The 19,375-nt window shown below is 65.9% G+C and carries 21 protein-coding genes and 1 pseudogene; 13 read left to right on the top strand and 9 right to left on the bottom strand.

Features of this window, described 5'->3' with window-relative positions:
- Nucleotides 1–2: 2 nt before the first annotated feature.
- From AC07Y0_RS06905 to AC07Y0_RS06880, 6 genes are all read left to right on the top strand, one after another.
- Complete coding sequence (locus tag AC07Y0_RS06905; protein ID WP_498675780.1) at nucleotides 3–470, top strand: peroxiredoxin; 468 nt, start codon at nucleotides 3–5, stop codon at nucleotides 468–470.
- A complete protein-coding gene (locus AC07Y0_RS06900) occupies nucleotides 470–1,300 on the top strand; it encodes a ferritin-like domain-containing protein (RefSeq protein ID WP_498675778.1) in 831 nt (276 codons plus the stop codon). Before AC07Y0_RS06905 ends, AC07Y0_RS06900 begins: the two co-directional genes overlap by 1 nt.
- A gap of 105 nt (nucleotides 1,301–1,405) precedes the next feature.
- Nucleotides 1,406–2,695 carry a M23 family metallopeptidase gene (locus AC07Y0_RS06895; protein WP_498675776.1) on the top strand — a complete coding sequence of 430 codons (1,290 nt, stop codon included), beginning with the start codon at nucleotides 1,406–1,408 and terminating at the stop codon, nucleotides 2,693–2,695.
- A gap of 52 nt (nucleotides 2,696–2,747) precedes the next feature.
- On the top strand, nucleotides 2,748–3,371 hold the full coding sequence (locus tag AC07Y0_RS06890; RefSeq protein ID WP_498675774.1) for a LysE family translocator: 624 nt from the start codon (nucleotides 2,748–2,750) through the stop codon (nucleotides 3,369–3,371).
- A gap of 144 nt (nucleotides 3,372–3,515) precedes the next feature.
- A complete protein-coding gene (locus AC07Y0_RS06885) occupies nucleotides 3,516–5,036 on the top strand; it encodes a DEAD/DEAH box helicase (protein WP_498675772.1) in 1,521 nt (506 codons plus the stop codon).
- Nucleotides 5,037–5,444 carry an NUDIX domain-containing protein gene (locus AC07Y0_RS06880; protein ID WP_498675770.1) on the top strand — a complete coding sequence of 136 codons (408 nt, stop codon included), beginning with the start codon at nucleotides 5,037–5,039 and terminating at the stop codon, nucleotides 5,442–5,444.
- Nucleotides 5,445–5,477: 33 nt separating this feature from the next.
- Here the strand turns inward: AC07Y0_RS06880 and AC07Y0_RS06875 are convergent.
- The 7 genes and pseudogenes from AC07Y0_RS06875 to AC07Y0_RS06845 all read right to left on the bottom strand — a co-directional run.
- Nucleotides 5,478–5,792, bottom strand: a pseudogene (locus tag AC07Y0_RS06875) (TfoX/Sxy family protein); the annotation flags it as partial.
- A gap of 4 nt (nucleotides 5,793–5,796) precedes the next feature.
- Nucleotides 5,797–7,434, bottom strand: a complete 1,638-nt coding sequence (locus AC07Y0_RS06870; protein ID WP_498675768.1) for an NTP transferase domain-containing protein — start codon at nucleotides 7,432–7,434, stop codon at nucleotides 5,797–5,799.
- Nucleotides 7,431–8,138: an XdhC family protein gene (locus AC07Y0_RS06865; protein WP_498675766.1), complete on the bottom strand. Its 708-nt coding sequence runs from the start codon at nucleotides 8,136–8,138 to the stop codon at nucleotides 7,431–7,433. Before AC07Y0_RS06865 ends, AC07Y0_RS06870 begins: the two co-directional genes overlap by 4 nt.
- Complete coding sequence (locus tag AC07Y0_RS06860; protein ID WP_498675764.1) at nucleotides 8,138–8,467, bottom strand: XdhC family protein; 330 nt, start codon at nucleotides 8,465–8,467, stop codon at nucleotides 8,138–8,140. The genes AC07Y0_RS06865 and AC07Y0_RS06860 overlap by 1 nt, the downstream gene beginning before the upstream one ends.
- A complete protein-coding gene (locus AC07Y0_RS06855; RefSeq protein WP_454746089.1) occupies nucleotides 8,464–9,726 on the bottom strand; it encodes a vWA domain-containing protein in 1,263 nt (420 codons plus the stop codon). The genes AC07Y0_RS06860 and AC07Y0_RS06855 overlap by 4 nt, the downstream gene beginning before the upstream one ends.
- Before the next feature lie 3 nt (nucleotides 9,727–9,729).
- Nucleotides 9,730–10,659, bottom strand: coding sequence for an AAA family ATPase (locus AC07Y0_RS06850; RefSeq protein ID WP_454746090.1), 930 nt, complete (start codon nucleotides 10,657–10,659; stop codon nucleotides 9,730–9,732).
- 27 nt (nucleotides 10,660–10,686) lie between these two features.
- Entirely contained in the window at nucleotides 10,687–11,181 is a 495-nt protein-coding gene (locus tag AC07Y0_RS06845) for a flavin reductase (RefSeq protein ID WP_498675762.1), read from the bottom strand.
- A 186-nt stretch (nucleotides 11,182–11,367) separates the two neighbouring features.
- Between AC07Y0_RS06845 and AC07Y0_RS06840 the strand changes: the two genes are divergently transcribed.
- Nucleotides 11,368–12,444, top strand: a complete 1,077-nt coding sequence (locus tag AC07Y0_RS06840; protein WP_498675760.1) for a branched-chain amino acid ABC transporter substrate-binding protein — start codon at nucleotides 11,368–11,370, stop codon at nucleotides 12,442–12,444.
- 16 nt (nucleotides 12,445–12,460) lie between these two features.
- Here the strand turns inward: AC07Y0_RS06840 and AC07Y0_RS06835 are convergent, their stop codons facing one another.
- A complete protein-coding gene (locus AC07Y0_RS06835; RefSeq protein WP_498675758.1) occupies nucleotides 12,461–13,225 on the bottom strand; it encodes an SDR family NAD(P)-dependent oxidoreductase in 765 nt (254 codons plus the stop codon).
- A gap of 171 nt (nucleotides 13,226–13,396) precedes the next feature.
- Here AC07Y0_RS06835 and rpe point away from each other — a divergent pair, with 171 nt between their 5' ends.
- The 5 genes from rpe to AC07Y0_RS06810 all read left to right on the top strand — a co-directional run bounded on the left by rpe (nucleotide 13,397) and on the right by AC07Y0_RS06810 (nucleotide 17,128).
- Nucleotides 13,397–14,074 carry a ribulose-phosphate 3-epimerase gene (gene rpe, locus AC07Y0_RS06830; protein WP_498675756.1) on the top strand — a complete coding sequence of 226 codons (678 nt, stop codon included), beginning with the start codon at nucleotides 13,397–13,399 and terminating at the stop codon, nucleotides 14,072–14,074.
- Entirely contained in the window at nucleotides 14,071–14,802 is a 732-nt protein-coding gene (locus AC07Y0_RS06825; protein WP_498675754.1) for a DUF2259 domain-containing protein, read from the top strand. The genes rpe and AC07Y0_RS06825 overlap by 4 nt, the downstream gene beginning before the upstream one ends.
- Nucleotides 14,799–15,326: a hypothetical protein gene (locus AC07Y0_RS06820; RefSeq protein ID WP_498675752.1), complete on the top strand. Its 528-nt coding sequence runs from the start codon at nucleotides 14,799–14,801 to the stop codon at nucleotides 15,324–15,326. Before AC07Y0_RS06825 ends, AC07Y0_RS06820 begins: the two co-directional genes overlap by 4 nt.
- 59 nt (nucleotides 15,327–15,385) lie before the next feature.
- Complete coding sequence (gene purB / locus AC07Y0_RS06815) at nucleotides 15,386–16,687, top strand: adenylosuccinate lyase (RefSeq protein ID WP_498675750.1); 1,302 nt, start codon at nucleotides 15,386–15,388, stop codon at nucleotides 16,685–16,687.
- Nucleotides 16,688–16,825: 138 nt separating this feature from the next.
- Nucleotides 16,826–17,128, top strand: coding sequence for a MafI2 family immunity protein (locus AC07Y0_RS06810; RefSeq protein WP_498675748.1), 303 nt, complete (start codon nucleotides 16,826–16,828; stop codon nucleotides 17,126–17,128).
- A gap of 130 nt (nucleotides 17,129–17,258) precedes the next feature.
- Here AC07Y0_RS06810 and AC07Y0_RS06805 read toward each other — a convergent pair whose 3' ends face one another.
- A complete protein-coding gene (locus AC07Y0_RS06805; protein WP_498675746.1) occupies nucleotides 17,259–17,729 on the bottom strand; it encodes a low affinity iron permease family protein in 471 nt (156 codons plus the stop codon).
- A 172-nt stretch (nucleotides 17,730–17,901) separates the two neighbouring features.
- Here AC07Y0_RS06805 and AC07Y0_RS06800 point away from each other — a divergent pair, with 172 nt between their 5' ends.
- Nucleotides 17,902–19,356, top strand: coding sequence for a ferredoxin reductase family protein (locus tag AC07Y0_RS06800; RefSeq protein ID WP_498675744.1), 1,455 nt, complete (start codon nucleotides 17,902–17,904; stop codon nucleotides 19,354–19,356).
- Nucleotides 19,357–19,375 lie beyond the last annotated feature (19 nt).

Raw genomic sequence — 19,375 nt, 5'->3', positions numbered from 1 at the left:
CCATGGCAGAATTGATCGCAGGCGATCTCGCTCCGGATTTCACCCTGCCCCGTGACGGAGGCGGGACGGTCTCGCTGGCCGCGATGCGCGGATCCCCCGTCGTCCTGTATTTCTATCCGAAGGACGATACCAGCGGCTGCACGACCGAAGCGCTGGCGTTTACGGCGCTGGCCGACGAGTTTGCCAAGGCCGGTGCCAAGGTGATCGGCCTGTCGCCGGATGCCGTCAAGAGCCACGACAAGTTCGTCGCCAAGCACCGCCTCTCGGTCATTCTCGCATCGGACGAGGAAAAATCCGTCCTTTCCGCCTATGGCGTGTGGAAGGAGAAAAGCATGTATGGCCGGACCTACATGGGCGTGGAGCGTTCCACCTTCCTGGTCGACCGTGACGGCCGCGTGGCCGCCGTATGGCGCAAGGTGAAAGTCGCCGGCCATGCCGAAGCAGTGCTGGAAGCGGTTCAAGGGCTCTGATGGCAGGTTCCGACCCGGTCCGGATCACCTCGTTGCGCGGCGGCGCGACCCTGGCGATCCTCAGCCCAGACCTCGACGAGAAGACCGAGCTGGCGCAGGAGACGGCGCGGCGCTGGCATGCGCGCCGCCTGTCGCTGCGCTCGCCGCTCGATCCGGAACTTCCCGAGCGGCCCGGCCGGCCGGAAAAGCCGCTACTGGTTCCGCCGAAGGCGACGGAGAAGCGCTCGCTGCACACGCTTCCCGGCCGCATCGCCATGCTGCATGCGCTCGCCCATATCGAGCTCAACGCGGTGGACCTTGCGCTCGACATCGTCGCGCGATTCGCCTCGGAACCGGTGCCGCATTCCTTCTTCGACGGCTGGATGCGCGTCGCCTTCGAGGAGGCCAAGCACTTCCGCATGGTGCGCGAGCGCATGCAGGCGCTGGGCGCCGACTATGGCGACATGCCGGCCCATGACGGCCTGTGGCAGGCCGCACACTCGACCCGCAACGACCTGACCGCGCGTCTGGCCGTCGTGCCGCTGATTCTCGAGGCGCGCGGCCTCGACGTCACCCCGTCGCTGCAGGAAAAGATGCGCGAGACCGGCGATATCGACAGCGCCGACGTGCTCAAGGTGATCTACGAGGACGAGAAAGGCCATGTCGCGATCGGCGCCAAGTGGTTCCGCTTTCTCTGCGCCCGCGAGAAGAAGGACCCGGCGGCGACCTTCAAGCAGCTCGTGCGGGCCAATTTTCGCGGAGCGCTCAAGGCACCGTTCAACGACGTGGCGCGCGCCGAGGCCGGTCTGACGCCGTCCTTCTACCGCTCGCTGACCTCGACCAGCAGCTAGAGCCAAGCCCTTCAATTTCCGTCAATTCAGCCATTATTAACCTTAACGGTGTGTAATCCCGTCAAGCTCGAACCTGATGCGGAGAGAGCATGAAGGGAGACACCCGTGGCGGGAAAGACATCCAATCAGGTCTTTGGCAAGCGACGGCAAGAGCATGTCGTCATCCTCGCCAGCGGCGACAGGATTCGCCACATGACCGTGCGCCCCTGGATGGCGGCAATCGCCTTCTGCTTCGTCGGCGTCATGGCCATCGGCTATCTCGGCGCCACGACTTATCTCGTCTTCCGCGACAACCTGATCGGCGCCTCGATGGCGCGCCAGGCCCGCATGCAGCACGAATATGAAGACCGGATCGCCGCACTCCGCGCCCAGGTCGACCGCGTCACCTCGCGCCAGCTGCTCGACCAGCAGGTGGTCGAGGAGAAGGTCGAAAAGCTGCTGGAGCAGCAGGTGGCGCTCGCCTCCCGCCATGGCCGCCTCGACGCCCTGCTCGACCGCGCCCAGGCCGTCGGCGAACTGCCCGAATCAGGTCCGCTACCGACCATCAAGCCCGGCGAACCGAACAAGCAGGCCAGCCTTTCGGGCGGTGCCGCCGCGATCGAGAACCTGCTCGGCGGCGGCAAGGCCGAACCGGCGCAGAAGACGTCGGCCCTCGGCTACGTGCCGCTGACCGACACCGTGGCCGATCGCGCCGACCGGCTGTTCTCGCACATGACGCTGTCGCTGAAGGACATCGAACAGGACCAGATCGACCGAATCCAGCAACTGACCAACGGCGCGACCGAAACCGCCGAGGAGATTTCCGGCATCCTGCTGCGCAACGGCATTCCGCTCGACGAGGCGGCGAACGCCGATGCCGACGAGGGGATCGGCGGTCCCTATGTCGCGCCGCAGTCCTCCACGCCGTTCAACGCCTCGCTGAACGAGCTCGATGCGGCGCTCACCCGTCTTGAGACCATGCGCGACACGGCCAAGCGCATGCCCTTTGCCAATCCCGCCCCCGGCAAGGACATCACCAGCCGCTTCGGCAACCGCCCCGATCCCTTCCTCGGCGGCCTTGCCATGCATGCAGGCATCGACTTCCGCTCGCCCGTCGGCGGCGAGATCAGGAGCACGGGTGCCGGCAAGATCATCGCCGCGGGTCCGGCCGGCGGCTACGGCAACATGGTCGAGATCGACCACGGTCTCGGCCTGACGACGCGCTACGGTCACATGTCGCGCGTGCTCGTCAAGGTCGGCGACGAAGTGGCGAGCGGCGACGTGATCGGCCTGTCGGGCAGTACCGGCCGCTCCACCGGCCCGCACCTGCATTACGAGGTCCGCCGCAACGGTGAGGCGCTCGACCCGATGCGCTTCCTCAATGCCGGCATGAAACTGACAACGCTGATCGATTGACCGGCCGGCACCGGGCTGTAAAGTGGGCCATGCCCGCAACGCCGGATCAGCCATGGAACCGCAAGCCCTTCTCGCTTTCGCCCTCGCCTTCTTCGTCTTCGCCGCGAGCCCCGGCCCCGACAACATGACGATCATGGCGCGCACCGTCTCGCATGGCGCGTCGTCGGGCATCGCCTACGGCGTCGGCACGGTGATCGGCATCCTCATCTATCTGGCACTCGCCGCCTTCGGCCTGTCGCTGATCGCCAGCGAAATGGGCCTTGCCATGACCGTGCTGCGTTATGCCGGCGCGGCCTGGCTCATCTACATGGGCATCCGGCTGTGGACGGCGAAGCCGGTCGTCGCCGAGCTTGGCGAACCGGAGCGCCGCCGCGACCTCCTGACGGTCTGCCTCACCGCGATCGCGCTCAATCTCGGCAACCCGAAAATGCCGCTCTTCTACCTCGCCCTTCTGCCCAACTTCGTCGGCGCGGACTTCTCCGCCGGAGGCTATCTGTCGCTCGCCGCAGTCATTGTCGCCGTCGAGATGGTGGTGGTCGGAGGCCATGTCTGGATCGCCGGCCGCGCGCGGCGGCTGCTGCGCACGCCGCGCATCGTCAGGGCCGTCAATCGCGGATCGGGTACGGTGCTCGCCTGCGCCGGGATCGCGGTAATCGCCACGCATCGTGGCAGTTGATCCCACTATTCATCCTTTGTTACTACAAATCCGGCAGTTTCCTTGACTTTCAAGCATTTTGGCACTATCCCGCGCTGACGTTAACGCCCACGTCCAGGGCGGCACAATAGCGTTCGCAAGAACCGGAACGGAACAGATTCCCCTTTGACCACATTTTCTGACCTTGGCCTGAGCCAAAAAGTACTTTCTGCCGTCACCGACGCCGGCTACACCGTGCCGACGCCGATTCAGGCTGGCGCCATCCCGTTTGCCCTGCAGCGCCGCGACATTTGCGGCATCGCGCAGACCGGCACGGGCAAGACTGCTTCCTTCGTACTGCCCATGCTGACCCTGCTCGAAAACGGCCGGGCCCGCGCGCGCATGCCGCGCACGCTGATCCTCGAGCCGACCCGCGAACTGGCCGCCCAGGTCGCCGAGAACTTCGAGAAATACGGCAAGAACCACAAGCTGAACGTTGCGCTCCTGATCGGTGGCGTGTCGTTCGAAGAGCAGAACCGCAAGCTCGAACGTGGCGCCGACGTGCTGATCTGCACGCCCGGCCGCCTGCTCGACCATTGCGAACGCGGCAAGCTGCTGATGACCGGCGTCGAGATTCTCGTCATCGACGAAGCCGACCGCATGCTCGACATGGGCTTCATCCCGGACATCGAGCGAATCGCCAAGATGATCCCGTTCACCCGCCAGACGCTGTTCTTCTCGGCCACCATGCCGCCGGAGATCCAGAAGCTCGCGGACCGCTTCCTGCAGAACCCGGAACGCATCGAAGTCTCGCTGCCGTCCTCGACGGCCACCACCGTGACGCAGCGCCTCGTCGCCGCCCACAACAAGGACTACGAAAAGCGTTCGACGCTGCGCGACCTCATCCGTTCGCAGCAGGACCTGAAGAACGCCATCATTTTCTGCAACCGCAAGAAGGATGTCGCCGACCTGTTCCGCTCGCTCGAGCGCCACGGCTTCTCGGTCGGCGCCCTGCATGGCGACATGGACCAGCGCTCGCGCACCAACATGCTGGCGGGCTTCAAGGACAACCAGATCACCCTGCTCGTCGCCTCCGACGTCGCGGCCCGCGGCCTCGACATTCCGGACGTGAGCCACGTCTTCAACTTCGACGTTCCGATCCATGCCGAGGACTATGTCCACCGCATTGGCCGTACCGGTCGTGCCGGCCGCTCCGGCGCCGCCTTCACGCTGGTGACCCGCAGCGACACGAAGTATCTCGACGCGATCGAAAAGCTGATCGGCAACAAGATCGAATGGCTGGACGGCGACGTCTCGTCGCTGCCGCCGATGGCCGAAGGCCATGACGAGGGCCGCGGCAAGCGCGGCTCGCGCGACAAGGATAAGGACCGGGGACGCGAGCGCCGCAGCGGTCACAAGACCGAGACAAAGGCCGAGCCCGTCAAGGCACGCGAGGTGGAACCCGCAAAGGCCCGCGAAGCAGAAGAAGTCATCGAACCGGTAAGGACCGAACCATTGAACACCGAGCGCAAGGCAGACAGGCGACCCACTCAAGGTAACCGCAGCGCGCGGCCGAACCCGGCCAACGACGATCAGCGCGAGCGCCGCCGCAGCCATTATCGCGACCACGACGACGGCCCGACCCCGGTCGGCTTCGGCGACGAAATCCCCGCCTTCATGCTGATCGTCGCTGCCGCGAAGTCCTAAGTGTCCAAGCCCGGCATAGATTTCCCCGGTGTCGGCGTCGGGTTGGCGATCCTGCGCGACGGCAAGCTTCTGCTCTGCCGTCGTCTGAAGGCGCCCGAAGCCGGCTTCTGGAACATCGTCGGCGGCAAGGTGGACCACCTGGAGCCGGCGGCGATCGCGGCCCGCCGCGAGGCCGAGGAAGAAACGGGCCTGACGATCGGCGCGATCGAATTCGTCACGACGACGGAACAGATCATCGAAGCCGACGGCCAGCACTGGATCTCGCTGCTCTACAAGACCACCGACATTCAGGGCGAACCGCAGCTGACCGAGCCGGACAAGCTGTCGGCCATCGGCTGGTTCGATATCGACGCGCTTCCCGAACCGCTGTCAGCCTTTACCCGTGTGCTTCTGCCGTTGCTGCGTTGAGCCGCGCGGCCGTGCCGGCTTGACCTTGGCGACTTCCGCCCTCAGGCCCGCCTCGAAGGCCAGCCGCACCCATTTCGCCATTTCGTCCAGATCGTCATAGGCGTCTTCGGGCACCGACCAGTAGGGCATGGCGACGGGGTTCTTGCCCTCGCGCTGATAGACCCACTGTCGCGCGCCGGCCGCCGAGAACGCCGGTGCCGACTGCGCATCGGCCTTCAGCATGAGCTCGTCGAACAGGTAGAGGGCGATGATCACGCCCTGGTGGTAGATGCCCTTGCCGCTGAACATGCGCTTGATGCCGACCGGCCCGAGCGACGAGAAGACTTCCTCGATCTCGACATTGTCCATGCGCCTACCCCTTCAGGATTCCACCGGCCGCAATCACGGCCTCGGGCGTGTCGACGTCCAGCCGGGCGGCAACACCGATCTCGACGTCGACGATCGGCAGGCCGGCGGTCTCGATGATCGGCCGGGCGCCGATGTCGCCTTCGAGGGACTTGATCGCCTCGAAGGTCGAGCGCGGCAGGATGACCGGATTGCCGCGCTTGCCGTCGGCGACGGCGCGCACGATCGAACGGCCTGCCGATGCGCGAAAGGCCGACACCAGTGCGTGAAGATCGCCGACCGACACGCCCGGCATGTCGGCCAGCAGGACGAGAACGCCATCGGCCCCGCCGGCATTGGCCGCGGCAAAGCCGGCTTTCAGCGAACTCGCCATGCCGCTCGCATAGTCGGGATTGTCGACGCAGGCCACGGCAAGGCCCTTCAGGCTGTCGGCGATCTCCAAGGCGCGATGGCCGGTGACGACGATGACCTCGCCCGCCCCCGCCTCCAGCGCGATCCGCGCCGAGCGGCGCACGAGCGGCTCGCCCTCGAACTCGGCCAGCAGCTTGTGCCGCCCGCCCTCGCCCATGCGGCTCGACCGGCCGGCGGCGAGAAGCACGGTCGCCACCTTGAGAGGCTGGTGTTCGACCTCGGTCGCCAGTTCGCGCGGCAGTGGCCGGCTTGGAATTTCCATCAGCAGCCCTCCGACCCCCAGGCCCGTCAGTTCGTGAGACGTCGGCGTTTCGCCGGCCAGGAGCCGGTTCAGCACCCAGTCGAAGCCGTTTTCCTTCGGCGAGCGGGCGCAGCCGGGCGCACCGATCACCGGGACGCCGTCGACATGGCCGAGAACCAGAAGATTGCCGGGATCGACGGGAAGCCCCACCTGATCGACGACGCCGCCGGCCATACGGATCGATTCGGGGATGACGTCGACGGCATCGCACATGGCCGAGGCACCGAAGACGACGATCATCGGTGGCCGAGCATCCTGATGGCGCAAGGCGTTCTCGATCGCCGCGGCAACCGCCTCGGCCCGATGGGCGACCCGTTGTTCGGCCACCAGTTCGCTCGACGAGGGGATCAGGCGCTGTTCCAGCACCCGCGCGGTCTTGTCCATCACCGTGGGCTTCAGCGACGGCAGTTCGGTGGCGATCAGCTGGACGGCGTGCGGTTGGTAGGGCTTGAGTCGGAAGGCGGCGCCTTCGGTGAGGATCGCCCGCGCCTGCTCGACGCTGTCGCCGGGCACCGCGAGCGGAATGATCTTGACGGTCGCTACCAGATCGCCGCTGCGCACGTCGCTATGGTCGGCGAGACAGGCGAGCGTGATCGCCGGATCGACGCGGTTGAAGCGGTCGACCAGCGCCTTGTCCGCGACGAACAGGCCATTGCAGGTGGCGTGGAAATTGACGCGGCCGGTGGAGGCCGGGGTGAGCCGCAGGTTGGCCGGGTCGATTGCCGAGGCGCAGCGCTCCGCCGCCTCGTCCTCGCCGAGGTCGCCCGCCTCCATGCGACAGGCGATCACGCTGGCGATGCCGGCCTCGGCGAGTGCTGTGACGTCTGCCGTCCCGAGTACATGCCCCTTCGGCAAGCGCCCGGCGGGCAGCTTCACCGCATGGGCGAGGATCAGGCCCTCGGCATCGCTCGCGGCGAACTCCCCGAAGATCATGCGGGCTCGCCTCCGGCCACGGAGAGCGAGCGCCGGCGGAAGGCCTGGATGACGTCCGCCAGGGTGGCGACGGCGATCTCTGCCGGGGTCGCGGCGCCGATGTCGATGCCGACCGGCGCCGAAATACGGGCGATCTCCGCTTCGGAGAAGCCCTGCGCCATCAGCCGCTCGACCCGCTTCGCATGGGTCTTGCGGCTGCCGAGCGCGCCGACATAGAAACAGCCGGCTTTCAGCGCCGCGGCGATCGCAAAGTCGTCGATCTTCGGATCATGGGTGACGGCGACGAGGGCGCTGTAGCGGTCGAGTGGACGGGACGACAGCACATCCTCCGGCCAGTCTGCGACGAGGTCGATGCCGGAAAACCGTTCCGGCGTGGCAAAGGCGGTGCGCGGATCGATGATGGTCATATCATAGCCGGCGATCGCCGCCATCGGATAGAGCGCCTGGCTGATATGCACCGCGCCAATCACCACGATGCGCGGCGGCGGCAGGTGCACGTTAAGGAAGAGCGGACGCCCGTCGATCTCGACGGCGCCGGACTTGCCCGAGCGGAAGCGCTGCTCGATCTCCGCGCCGAGCGCGCCTTCGACGGCATCGCCCTCGACCACCACCCGGTCGTGAGCGTCGGCAAGATCGGTGATCAGGATCGCCGCCTGCCGCGCGGACCGCGCCGCGTTGAGCGCCTTGAGGCTGGAGAGCTGCATCAGGAAAGCCTCTCGACCAAGACGCGGATCTTGCCGCCGCAGGAGAGCCCCACCCGCCAGGCGGTTTCGTCGGCCACGCCGAATTCGAGCATCTTCGCCCGGCCCGACTGCAGCACGTCGAGCGCCTCGGTGATCACCGCTCCCTCGACGCAGCCGCCCGAAACCGAACCCTCGAAATTGCCGTCCGCATCGATCACCAGATGGCTGCCGACCGGACGCGGCGCCGAGCCCCAGGTCTCGACGACGGTGGCGACCGCCACCGCGCGTCCCTGCCCGATCCAGTCCTCGGCGATGAACAGCGGATCCCTCGTCTGCATGTCGGTGGTCATTGGAGCCCCCTCAAGGTGCGGAGAAGCCGGCGCGGATCGCCCTTGTCCGCGGACGTGGCCGAAAGCGCGCCGACCAGGTCGGACAGCGAATTGAGATTGTGGACCGGCCGCAGTTCGTCGACATGCGGCAGCATGGCCCGCACGCCGCGCGCCCGCGCCTCGAAACCCTCGAAGCGCAGCAGCGGATTGAGCCAGATCAGCCGCCGGCAGGACCGGTGCAGGCGATCGGTCTCCGTGGCCAGCAGCTCGGCCCCCTCGCGCTCCAGCCCGTCGGTGATCAACAGCACGATGGCGCCCTGCCCCAGCACGCGGCGCGCCCATTGATGGTTGAACTCCTTCAGCGTCTCACCGATCCGTGTGCCGCCCGACCAGTCGCGTACCGCATCCGTGCACTGGTCGATCGCCTCGTCGGGATCGCGATTGCGCATCTGCCGCGTCACATTGGTGAGCCGCGTGCCGAAGACGAAAGTGTGCACGCGCCTGCGGCGCTCGGTCAACACATGGAGGAAATGCAGGAAGATGCGGGTGTACTGGCTCATCGAGCCGGAAATGTCGGCGAGGATGACGAGCGGCGGCGGTTGGCGGCGGCGCTCGCGATATTTCGGCAGGATCAGATCGCCGCCGGTGCGCATCGCCGCCCGCATCATCGCCCGCGGATCGACATGGCGCGACCGCGAGGTCGGCTGGTAGCGCCGCATCGGCACCGCGTCGAAGGGCATGGTCATGCGCTCGATTTCGCGCCTCGCCTGCGACAGCTCCTCTGCCGTCATCTGGGCAAAGTCGGTGCGGCGCAGGACTTCACTGCCGGAGACGGTAAAGCGGGCGTCGATCTCGATGTCCGGCTCGTCGCGCTCGCGGCTCTGGCGCTCGCGCTCGGCAAACAGCGCATCGCTCACCCGCGACGATCCCGCCTTGGCCTTCTCCCGCTCGCTGCTGTCGAGCGCCACCGGCGACATCATGGCGATCATCTTGTTGACCAGGTCGCGCGAGCGCCAGAACAGGCGAAAGGCCTCGTCGAACACCGGCTGGTCCTCGTGCCGCTTGACGAGTACGGCCGAAAGCGCGGCATGGAATTCCTCGCGCGAACCGATGCCGATCGCATCGATGGCGGCGATCGCATCGGCAACCGCGCCTGGGCCGGGCTTCAGCCCGGCGCGGCGCAGGACGCGGGCGAAATAGACGATGTTGTCGGCGAGCCGCCCGTCGCCGATCGGCGGCGTCACGACGACAATGCCTTCCCCGGTTCCCGGCGTCTGCATGGCCTAGCCCGCCGCCAGCAGTTCGGCCTTGACCTCGGAGAGCACCTTGTGGCCCTCGCCGCCCTGGATCCGGGCAATGTCCTCCTGGTATTTCAGGAGCGTGCCGAGCGTATCGGCAATGGTTTCCGGATCGAGCGCCAGCCGGTCGAGTTCGGTGAGCGCGGTCGCCCAGTCGATGGTCTCGGCAATGCCGGGATTCTTGAACAGGTCGATGGTGCGGATCTTCTGCACATAGGCGACGATCTGGCGCGACAGCTGCTCGTTGCACCCCGGCACCTTGCGCCGGATGATCGCCAGTTCCTCGGCCGCCTTGGGATAGTCGACCCAGTGGTAGAGACAGCGGCGCTTCAGGGCATCATGCACCTCGCGGGTGCGGTTGCTGGTGACGATGACGATCGGCGGCTCGGTCGCCTTGACCGTCCCGAATTCGGGAATGCTCACCTGGAAGTCGGACAGCACTTCGAGCAGGAAGGCCTCGAAGGCCTCGTCGGTGCGGTCGAGTTCGTCGATCAGGAAGACCGGGGCACGGCCCGGCTCGCATTGCAGCGCCTGCAAAACCGGGCGGCGGATCAGGTGCCGCTCGGAAAAAAGATCGTGTTCCAGCCGGTTGCGGTCGGAGATGCCGGTGGCTTCGGCAAGGCGGATCTCCAGCATCTGCGCCGGATAGTTCCACTCGTAGACGGCGGACGCGACGTCGAGACCTTCATAGCACTGCAGGCGGATCAGCGGTCGGTCGAGCGCCTTGGCGAGCACCTTGGCGACCTCGGTCTTGCCCACACCCGCCTCCCCTTCGAGGAAGAGCGGACGCTGCATGCGAAGCGCGAGGAAGAGCACGGTCGCCAGCGGCCGCCCCGCCAGATAATCGTGTGCGGACAGGAGTTCGATGACGGCGTCGATCGATGCCGGCAGGCCAGTTCTTGACGTCTCCGCCATGGTTCCTCCCCTTGATTGGGAGGAAGCTTACAGGCTGCGATAGCCGCGGTCCAGATAGATGAGCGAGGCGTCGATCGGGCCGAAATGCACAGCCTTGACCTCGCCGAACAGCACGGTGTGGGTCGCCGTCACCTTGCTGTCGGTGACCCGGCAGTCGAAGGAAACGATCGAATCGGTAAGCACCGGCGCGCCGGTCACCAGCGTCTGCCATTCGGCCAGCGCGAACCGATCGTCAGGCGCCAGTCCGCCGAAGCCGGCAAAGGCATTGGCGAGCGCCTGATGGTGGGCGCCGAGCGAATTCAGGGCGAAATAGCCGCTCTCGAAGAACACAGTATTGTTCGGATTGCCATTGTTGAGGCAGACCAGCAGGCTGGGCGGACGGTCGGACACGGAGCAGGCAGCGGTAATGGTGACGCCGCGTCTGACGCCCTCGTACTCGGTCGTGACGATCTGCACATGGCCGGCATAGCGGCTCATCGCTTCCCGGTAGACGACGGGGTCCATCTGCTGCGAGTTCAACAATCTCTTCTCCGGGGTGCTTTCGCCCTTTTGGCATATTGACCGTCAATATGGCCTCCAAGGTTTACGTTTTCCACAACGCGACGGATTTTTCGCGTCAAAGGGCGACTGCGTTTGGCGTTGCCGAGGCCCGTCGCCTGCGGATAGGATGGCGCCGACCGTTCAGACGAACAGGAAGACCCGTTGCCCATGCCCCGCCGAATGTTGCTGCCCGCCCTGTTCCTGCTCACCGCCGCCCCGGCGCTGGCCGAGGGACCGAAGATCGCGCTGGTGGCGCCACAGGCCGGCTCCTTCGCCATCCTGGGCAACCAGATGCGCGATGGCGCAGGCCTTGCGGCCAAGAAGCTCGGGCTGGAACTCGCCCTGATCGAGGAAAGCTGCGAGCCCGGCAGCGGCCCGGCCATTGCCCGCCAGGTGCAGGAATCAGGATCGAAGGCGGCCATCGGCTTTCTCTGCTCGGAATCGCTCGACGGCGCTCTTCCCCTCCTCAAGGACGCCGGCATTCCGGCCGTCACGCTTTCGGTGCGCTGGAAGGGCGTGATGGAGGACGCGCTGAAGAACGGTTGGCCGCTCTACCGCATGGCTCCCTCGACCGACGACGAGGCCGAACGACTGAGCGAAGTGATCCTGCGCGACTGGTCGGGCACGGCCTTTGCCCTGATCGAAGACGGCACGATCCATGGCCGGGAACTCACCGAGACGATCCGCAACGCGCTGGAGGAGCGTGGCCTGAAGCCGGTCTTCACCGACACCTTCCGACCCGGTCAGGAGCAGCAACTGGCGCTGGTGCGTCGGCTGAAGAAGGCCGGCGCGACCCATGTCTTCGTCGGCGGCGACCGCAACGACGTCGCCATCATCGCCCGCGACGCCCTTGCCGAAAGTGCTGCCCTCACCCTGATGGGCGGGGAAGCGATGTATGCGGCCGATACGCCGGTCCCGCTTGCCGGCGGCGTGCTAGCCGTGACCCTTCCCGACTATGCCGCCCTGCCGGCCGCCGAAGCGGTCGTTGCCGAACTTAAGGCTGCGGGAATCGAACCGGAGGGCTATGTGCTGCCGGGCCATGCCGCGGTAACGGCCGTCGCCGAAGCGGCGGGTGCCGCCGGCGCGCTGTCCCTGCCGCTGGCACAGGCGCTCGGCGAGGCGCATTTCGACACCGTCATCGGACCGATTGCCTTCGATGAGCAACACGAGCTGACCGACAACCCCTATCGCCTGCTGGAATGGCGACAGGGCGCCTTCGTCGCCCCACCGGCACCGGGCCAATAGGCCGGATCGGCAGATCTCAGGACGAATAGGGCCAGAAGGCCTGGGTGAAGACCCCGCCGTCGACCCACAGCGTCTGGCCGGTGACATAAGCCGCCTGCGGGCCGGCGAGGAAGAGCACGGGGCCAGCGATGTCGGCGGGCGTTCCGACCCGGCGAAGCGGCGTGACGCGACCCCAGGTCTCGGCATAGTCGGGCGCTTCCGCGCGCGTCCGCTCCGTTTCGATGGCGCCGGGTGCGACGCAATTGACGCGGATGCCATGCGGTCCAAGTTCTACGGCCGACACCTTGGTGAACTGCTCGATGCCGCCCTTCGAGGCGGTGTAGTCGACCAGTCCCGGGAAGGCGAGCTTGTTGCAGCCCGAACCGATATTGATGATCGCCCCGCCCTTGCCCGTCGCCACCATGCGCCGGCCTGCCTCGCGCGTATTGAGGAAGCAGCCCTTGAGATTGGTGCGGATCACCGCGTCCCAGCTCTCTTCGGACAGTTCGAGCAGCGGCGACCAGGTCTGGATGCCGGCATTGTTGACCAGCACGTCGGGGGCGTCGCCGAACCAGGCGGAAGCCTCGTCCATCAGATGGGAGACCGAGGCGGCATCGCCGACATCGGACTCGAAGGCGCGCACCTGGCCGCCGCCGGTCATGGCCTCCGCCGCAACGGATTCCGCAGCGTCAGGCGTATCCCGATGGGTGAAGGCGACCTGGTATCCGGCATCGACGAAGGCCGAAACCAGATGCCGCCCGATCCCGCTGCTGCCTCCGGTGATGATCGCATACCGTCCCATTGCCCGCCTCCTGCCTGCGTTTGCTGCAGCCCAGAAGTGAACAAGCCTTGAAGCCGGGTCAAGGGGCGGGCGCGGCGGGGCAGACCTTCGCAGTGTTGCCGGGGGTGCGGGGCGGTGCTATGGGCTGGCCGAAACGCGCCCCAAACCGCTGGACATTCCGGAGTTTCTGCCATGACCCGCCCCCTGCTGATCGCCCCGTCTATCCTTGCCGCCAATTTCGCCAAGCTCGGCCAGGAAGTGGCCGACGTCGTCGAAGCCGGCGCCGACTGGATCCATCTCGACGTCATGGACGGCCATTTCGTGCCGAACATCTCCTACGGCCCGGCCGTGATCAAGGCGCTTCGCCCCTACACCAAGGCGGTGTTCGACTGCCACCTGATGATTTCCCCGGCCGATCCCTTCCTCGAAGCCTTCGCCGATGCCGGCTGCGACGTGATCACCGTGCATGCCGAGGCAGGTCCCCACCTGCACCGCTCGCTGCAGAAGATCCGCTCGCTCGGCAAGAAGGCCGGTGTCTCGCTCAATCCGGCAACGCCCGTCTCGGTCCTGGAACACGTCCTCGACGACCTTGACCTGATCCTCATCATGAGCGTCAATCCCGGCTTCGGCGGCCAGAAATTCATCCCCCAGGCGACGGCCAAGCTCGCCCAGGCCAACATGCTGATCGGCAACCGTCCGATCGACCTGCAGGTCGACGGCGGCGTGACCGCCGAGACGGCTCCGCTCGTCACCGCCGCCGGCGCCAATGTGCTGGTCGCAGGATCGGCCGTCTACAAGGGCGAAGGCGTTGACGACTACCGCAAAACGGTCGACACTTTGAAAAAGGCTGCACTGGAGGGGCGTCGTTGACAGTATTGCGGACATGGCTCGGGGCGGCCACGGCGATGATCTTCGCCGCCGCACCGGCCGTGGCCGGCGATATCGCAGCGGTTCAGTCGATCGGCTTTTCCGATGACGGCAGCGTCTATGCCTTCGAGGAATACGGGATCCAGGACGGTTCCGGCTTTCCCTATTCCAACATCTATGTGATCGACACGGTCAAGGACGCCTATCTCCCGGGCACGCCGATCCGCATTCGCCTCGACGACGAGAATGCTGGCCTGTCCGATGCGCGCCGCGCGGCGATGGACAAGGCACAGCCGCTGATCGGAAAATACGAACTCGGCGACAATCCCGGCAGTCTGGTCGCCTTCAATCCGGTGAGCGAGGTGGGCGTGGAGAAACACGAACTGCGCTATCTGGAGTACCCCGCCGACCCGGCCTTCGGGCAAACCTATACGCTGAAGATCGAGGAATTTTCCGTCGCGCCGACCGGCTTCTGCGTCGACCAGGTCGATGCGCTGGCCGCCTTCCGCCTGAAGCTGACGGAAAAGGACGGGAGCCCGGCGGGCGAACTGGTCTACGAGGACAAGAGCGTGCCGGCCAGTCGCGGCTGCACCGTCGGCTATCGCCTCGGCGGCGCGGTCACCTATTCGCCGCTTGGCGGAGCGGCCCTGCACATGGCGCTGGTCAACGTGCTCAGCCGCGGCTTCGAAGGCAATGACGGCCGCTGGATCGCCGTCCCGGTCCGCCCGTGACGCCGCATTCGCCCGATCCCCGACCCGCCTTTGGATTTCGCGCCCGCCTCGCCGCAAGCCGGCCACCGCTTGCCGAATGGCTGATCGGCGCGCTGCTCTGGGGCTTGCTCATCGCCCTGTCGGTCACCTTCTCCGCCTATGGGCTGCATCGGCTGCCGGGAAGCCACAAGGCGATCGTGCTCGGCCTGTATTTCACCGGTGCTGCCCTCGGCTGGATCGCCGCCCTGCCGCTCATGCGCTTTGCCAGCCTCTCCCGACCGCCGGAGACGCGCTTTGCCGCAGCTTTCCTGTTTCTCGGTGCCGGCACCGCGGCTCTGACCGCGCTGCTCTTTGCCCTGCACTACCGGCAATTCTATGCGCAGTGGCATCAGCCGTTCGGCACGGTAATCTGGTTCTTCCAGTTCGCCTTTACCTCCGCCTCCGCCGTCTATCAGTTCGCCGTGCTCGGCATCCGCCACTATCTCCCCTTTGGCCTGATCCTGCTGATCGGCGCCAGCATCCTCCATGCGCGCCGCAGCCGTTGAGATTGCCGCCCGTCTTTGCTAAAGCGACGCCAACTCCAGCCGTAAAGTGAGAACGTCCGATGATCCCGCGTTATTCCCGGCCTGAAATGGTCGCCATCTGGTCTCCCGAAACCAAGTTCCGCATCTGGTTCGAGATCGAGGCGCATGCCTGCGATGCGCTCGCCGAACTCGGCGTCATCCCGAAGGAATCTGCCCGGACCATCTGGGAAAAGGGTGGAGCGGCGAAGTTCGACGTCGACCGCATCGACGAGATCGAGGCCGTCACCAAGCATGACGTGATCGCCTTCCTCACCCATCTCGCCGAATTCATCGGCCCGGACAGCCGCTTCGTCCACCAGGGCATGACCTCGTCCGACGTGCTCGACACCACGCTCAACATCCAGCTGGTGCGCGCCGCAGACCTGCTGCTGGCCGACATGGACCGGGTGCTGGCCGCGCTCAAGACCCGTGCCTTCGAACACAAGGACACGGTCCGCATCGGCCGCAGCCACGGCATCCATGCCGAGCCGACGACGATGGGCCTGACCTTTGCCCGCTTCTATGCCGAAATGAGCCGCAACCGCGCCCGCCTGATCGCCGCCCGCGCCGAGATCGCCACCGGCGCCATTTCCGGCGCCGTCGGCACCTTTGCCAATATCGACCCCAGCGTCGAGGAGCATGTCTGCGAAAAGCTCGGCCTCGTGCCCGAGCCGGTCTCGACCCAGGTCATCCCGCGCGACCGCCATGCGATGTTCTTCGCGACGCTCGGCGTCATCGCCTCGTCGATCGAAAACGTCGCGATCGAGATCCGCCACATGCAGCGTACGGAAGTGCTGGAAGCGGAAGAATTCTTCTCGCCGGGCCAGAAGGGCTCGTCGGCCATGCCGCACAAGCGCAATCCGGTGCTGACCGAAAACCTGACGGGCCTTGCCCGTCTGGTGCGCATGTCGGTCGTGCCGGCCATGGAGAACGTGGCGCTGTGGCACGAGCGCGACATCAGCCACTCAAGCGTCGAGCGCGCCATCGGCCCGGACACCACGATCACCCTCGATTTCGCTTTGAACCGTCTGGCCGGCGTCATCGAAAAGCTGGTGATCTACCCGGAAAACATGTTGAAGAACATGAACAAGTTCAAGGGTCTGGTGATGAGCCAGCGGGTTCTTCTGGCGCTCACCCAGGCCGGCGTCTCCCGCGAGGACAGCTACCGCCTCGTGCAGCGCAACGCCATGAAGGTCTGGGAGCGGGGCGCCGACTTCCTCGAGGAACTGCTCGCCGACCCGGAAGTGCGCGCTGCCCTGTCTGAGGAAGAGATCCGCGAAAAGTTCGACCTCGGCTACCACACCAAACACGTCGACACGATCTTCACGCGCGTCTTCGGCTGATCCTTTCGAACTGCGACCGGCGTGCAGATGCATGCCGGTCGGCTTCTTCTGCTCCGCCGGGCGGGGAGAACCTTCCGGGTATTTGCACGAAGTCTTAGGCTCTAAAGCAAGCAGATCACTCCACGCCAGGACGTTTTGATGGAAGCACCGGATCGAGAAATAGTGCTTCGGCTCAGCATTCAAGGCGCGTTGCTAGGCGCAGTGTCATCGACACTGGCTGCCGTTACGTGCGGCTGGGTCGGCGACAATATTGTCATCGAATTTCTGGTCGACCCGGACTTCACCGATGAAGACCGGGAACGTTGTGAGATCGTCGCAACGGAGGTCGTCGCCGATTTCCACGATGCAACGATATCGACGGCGTTCACCTCACCGCCTTCAGATGGACCGAAAGTACCCGTCTCGAAGCGATGGTGGGTATTCAAGAGGTTTGAGCCATAAGATATGGCGCCTGAATATAACGAACTTCCGCAGTTGTCCTTCCCGATCCACGGAATCGCCGCGTGCGAAAGCTTTCCGCAAGTAGGTCTCTGACTTTCTTCCGCTGCCTAGGGCCACTATGCGGAATGACCTAACTCGGGCCGGCTGAATCCCTCCGCTTCGGCTCGTCGCTCTCCTCCTCCATCGCCTCCTCGACATGGCGCTCGACCTCCTCGAGCCGCTCGCCGCGCGCTTCGCCGTCCGCCGCGGCCGCTTTCGCCAGGAGGCGGTTGAGCTTCTTCAGCTCGTTCTCGTCGAGGCTTTCGATGCCGATGAAATGGTTCTGGGCGCCTTGGCTAGTCAGGATCAGTTCGTCGAGCTTGGTCTGGATGGCGCGGGTATCGCGCATCTGCGCATTCTGCAGGATGAACACCATCAGGAAGGTGATCAGCGTCGCGCCGGTGCTGGCGAGTGCCTGCCAGGTGCTGGAATAGCCGAAATAGGGTCCCGCCAGCGCCCAGAGACAGAGCAGGCCGAGCGCGGCGAAGAAGATCGTCGGACGGCCGGACCATTCGGACACCGCCGAGGCAAAACGGGCAAAGACATTCACGCGGTCGGCCATCGCTCACTCCCTGCGAAAGGTGCAGAGAAACGCCCATGCCTTGCGATGGTTCCCGGCGACCAGCACGACGTGTCACGTTGACTTGGCGGGCTTCCCCGGCAACTATCCTTCTACACATAGACGATCCTATATGCATGACCGTTGCGCGGCACCGGATGGAACTGGGGAAAGCATGGCACGATCCGCACAGCCGCGACCATGGGCTTTCTCGGGCCGATCGCTCGCCGCTCTCTACCTGATCCTGACGGCCGGCCCCGTCGTCCTCGCATCGCTGAACGGCGGTCTCAATTCCCCGACGGTCTACCCCGTTCTGGCGCGGGCCACAGGCGTCGCGGCGCTGGCGATGTTCATGATGCAGTTCGCCACATCCGGCCGCTTCGAGGTCATTTCAGGCCGGATCGGCCTCGACCGCACCATGGGCTTCCACCGCCTGGCGGCGGTGGGCGCGCTGTGGATGATCCTCTTGCATGTCGTCTTCTTCCTCTTTCGCGGAAGGGACGGCAGCCTCGACGTCCTCTGGCAGCGGCTGGTGCTCTACATGACGACGCCCGATCTCGCCTCCGGCATCGTCGCGGCCGGACTGGCCGTCATCCTCGTCATCACCGGCAAGCGTCTGCGCGGACGCATCTTTCCCTATCAGGCCTGGCGGGTCGGCCATGGGGTTCTGGCCGTGGCTCTCGTCGCGCTGTCGCTACAGCACGCTTTCACCCATGCGCGCTTCATGGCCGATCCCTTCGGCGCCACCGCCATCCTCGCGGTCGCGCTGCTCGCGCTGTCATCGCTTCTCGTGGTCTATGTCCTGCGGCCCCTCCAGGCTTTCCGGCCGGGTTTCAGGGTCGAATCCGCCCGCGCGCTCAGCCCGAGCGTGGCCGAACTGGTGTTGACGACCGACCGACCGGAGCGCTTCCGCTTCTCAGCCGGCCAGTTCGTCTGGCTGACCATCGGCCGCCGCCACACCGTCACCGACAATCCCTTCTCCATCGCCTCGGCCCCGTCCGACCTGCCGCGCCTGCGGTTCCTCATCCGCAATGCCGGCGACATGACGGCAGCGGTGCCCAGCCTTGCCGTTGGAACGCCGGTCGGCGTCGACGGGCCGCATGGCAGCTTCACGCTCCGGGAGGCCGGCTCCGGGCCATTGCTGCTGCTGGCCGGCGGCATCGGCATTGCGCCGGTGATGAGTCTGCTGGGCGAGCTCGCCGCCGCGCGCGACACGAGACCGATCCGGATGATTGCCGGCGCGCGAAGCCCGCAGGATCATGTCGTTCGCGGTGAAATTCCACCGCTGATGGGCGGGCTGGATTTCCAGGCTATCTTCCTTGCCGACAGCGATGGCGATGGCGAAGATTGCGAAACCGGTGCCTGCAGCCCCGATCACGTCAGGCGCGTGCTCCAGGGGCTGGACCCCGGCGAAACGACGGCCTTCGTCTGCGGTCCGCCGCCGATGATGGAAAGCGCCGTGGCAATCCTGCTGGAAGCCGGCGTCCCGCTGGACGGCATCGTCATGGAGCGTTTCGACTTCGACGCCGGCAATGACGCGGTCTGCCATGCGGTCCGTCGGCGCTTCATCGCCCTCACGGCCACGGTCTTTGCCAGCGTGCTGTCCGTCGCGCTGATCGCCGCCGCCTAGCAGGAACCTGCGCATCAGA

The organism is Allorhizobium sp. GW101-3B10 (genome assembly GCF_059424725.1).
Note: the sequence above shows the minus strand (reverse complement) of the source record. Positions and strands in the feature narration are given on the sequence as shown.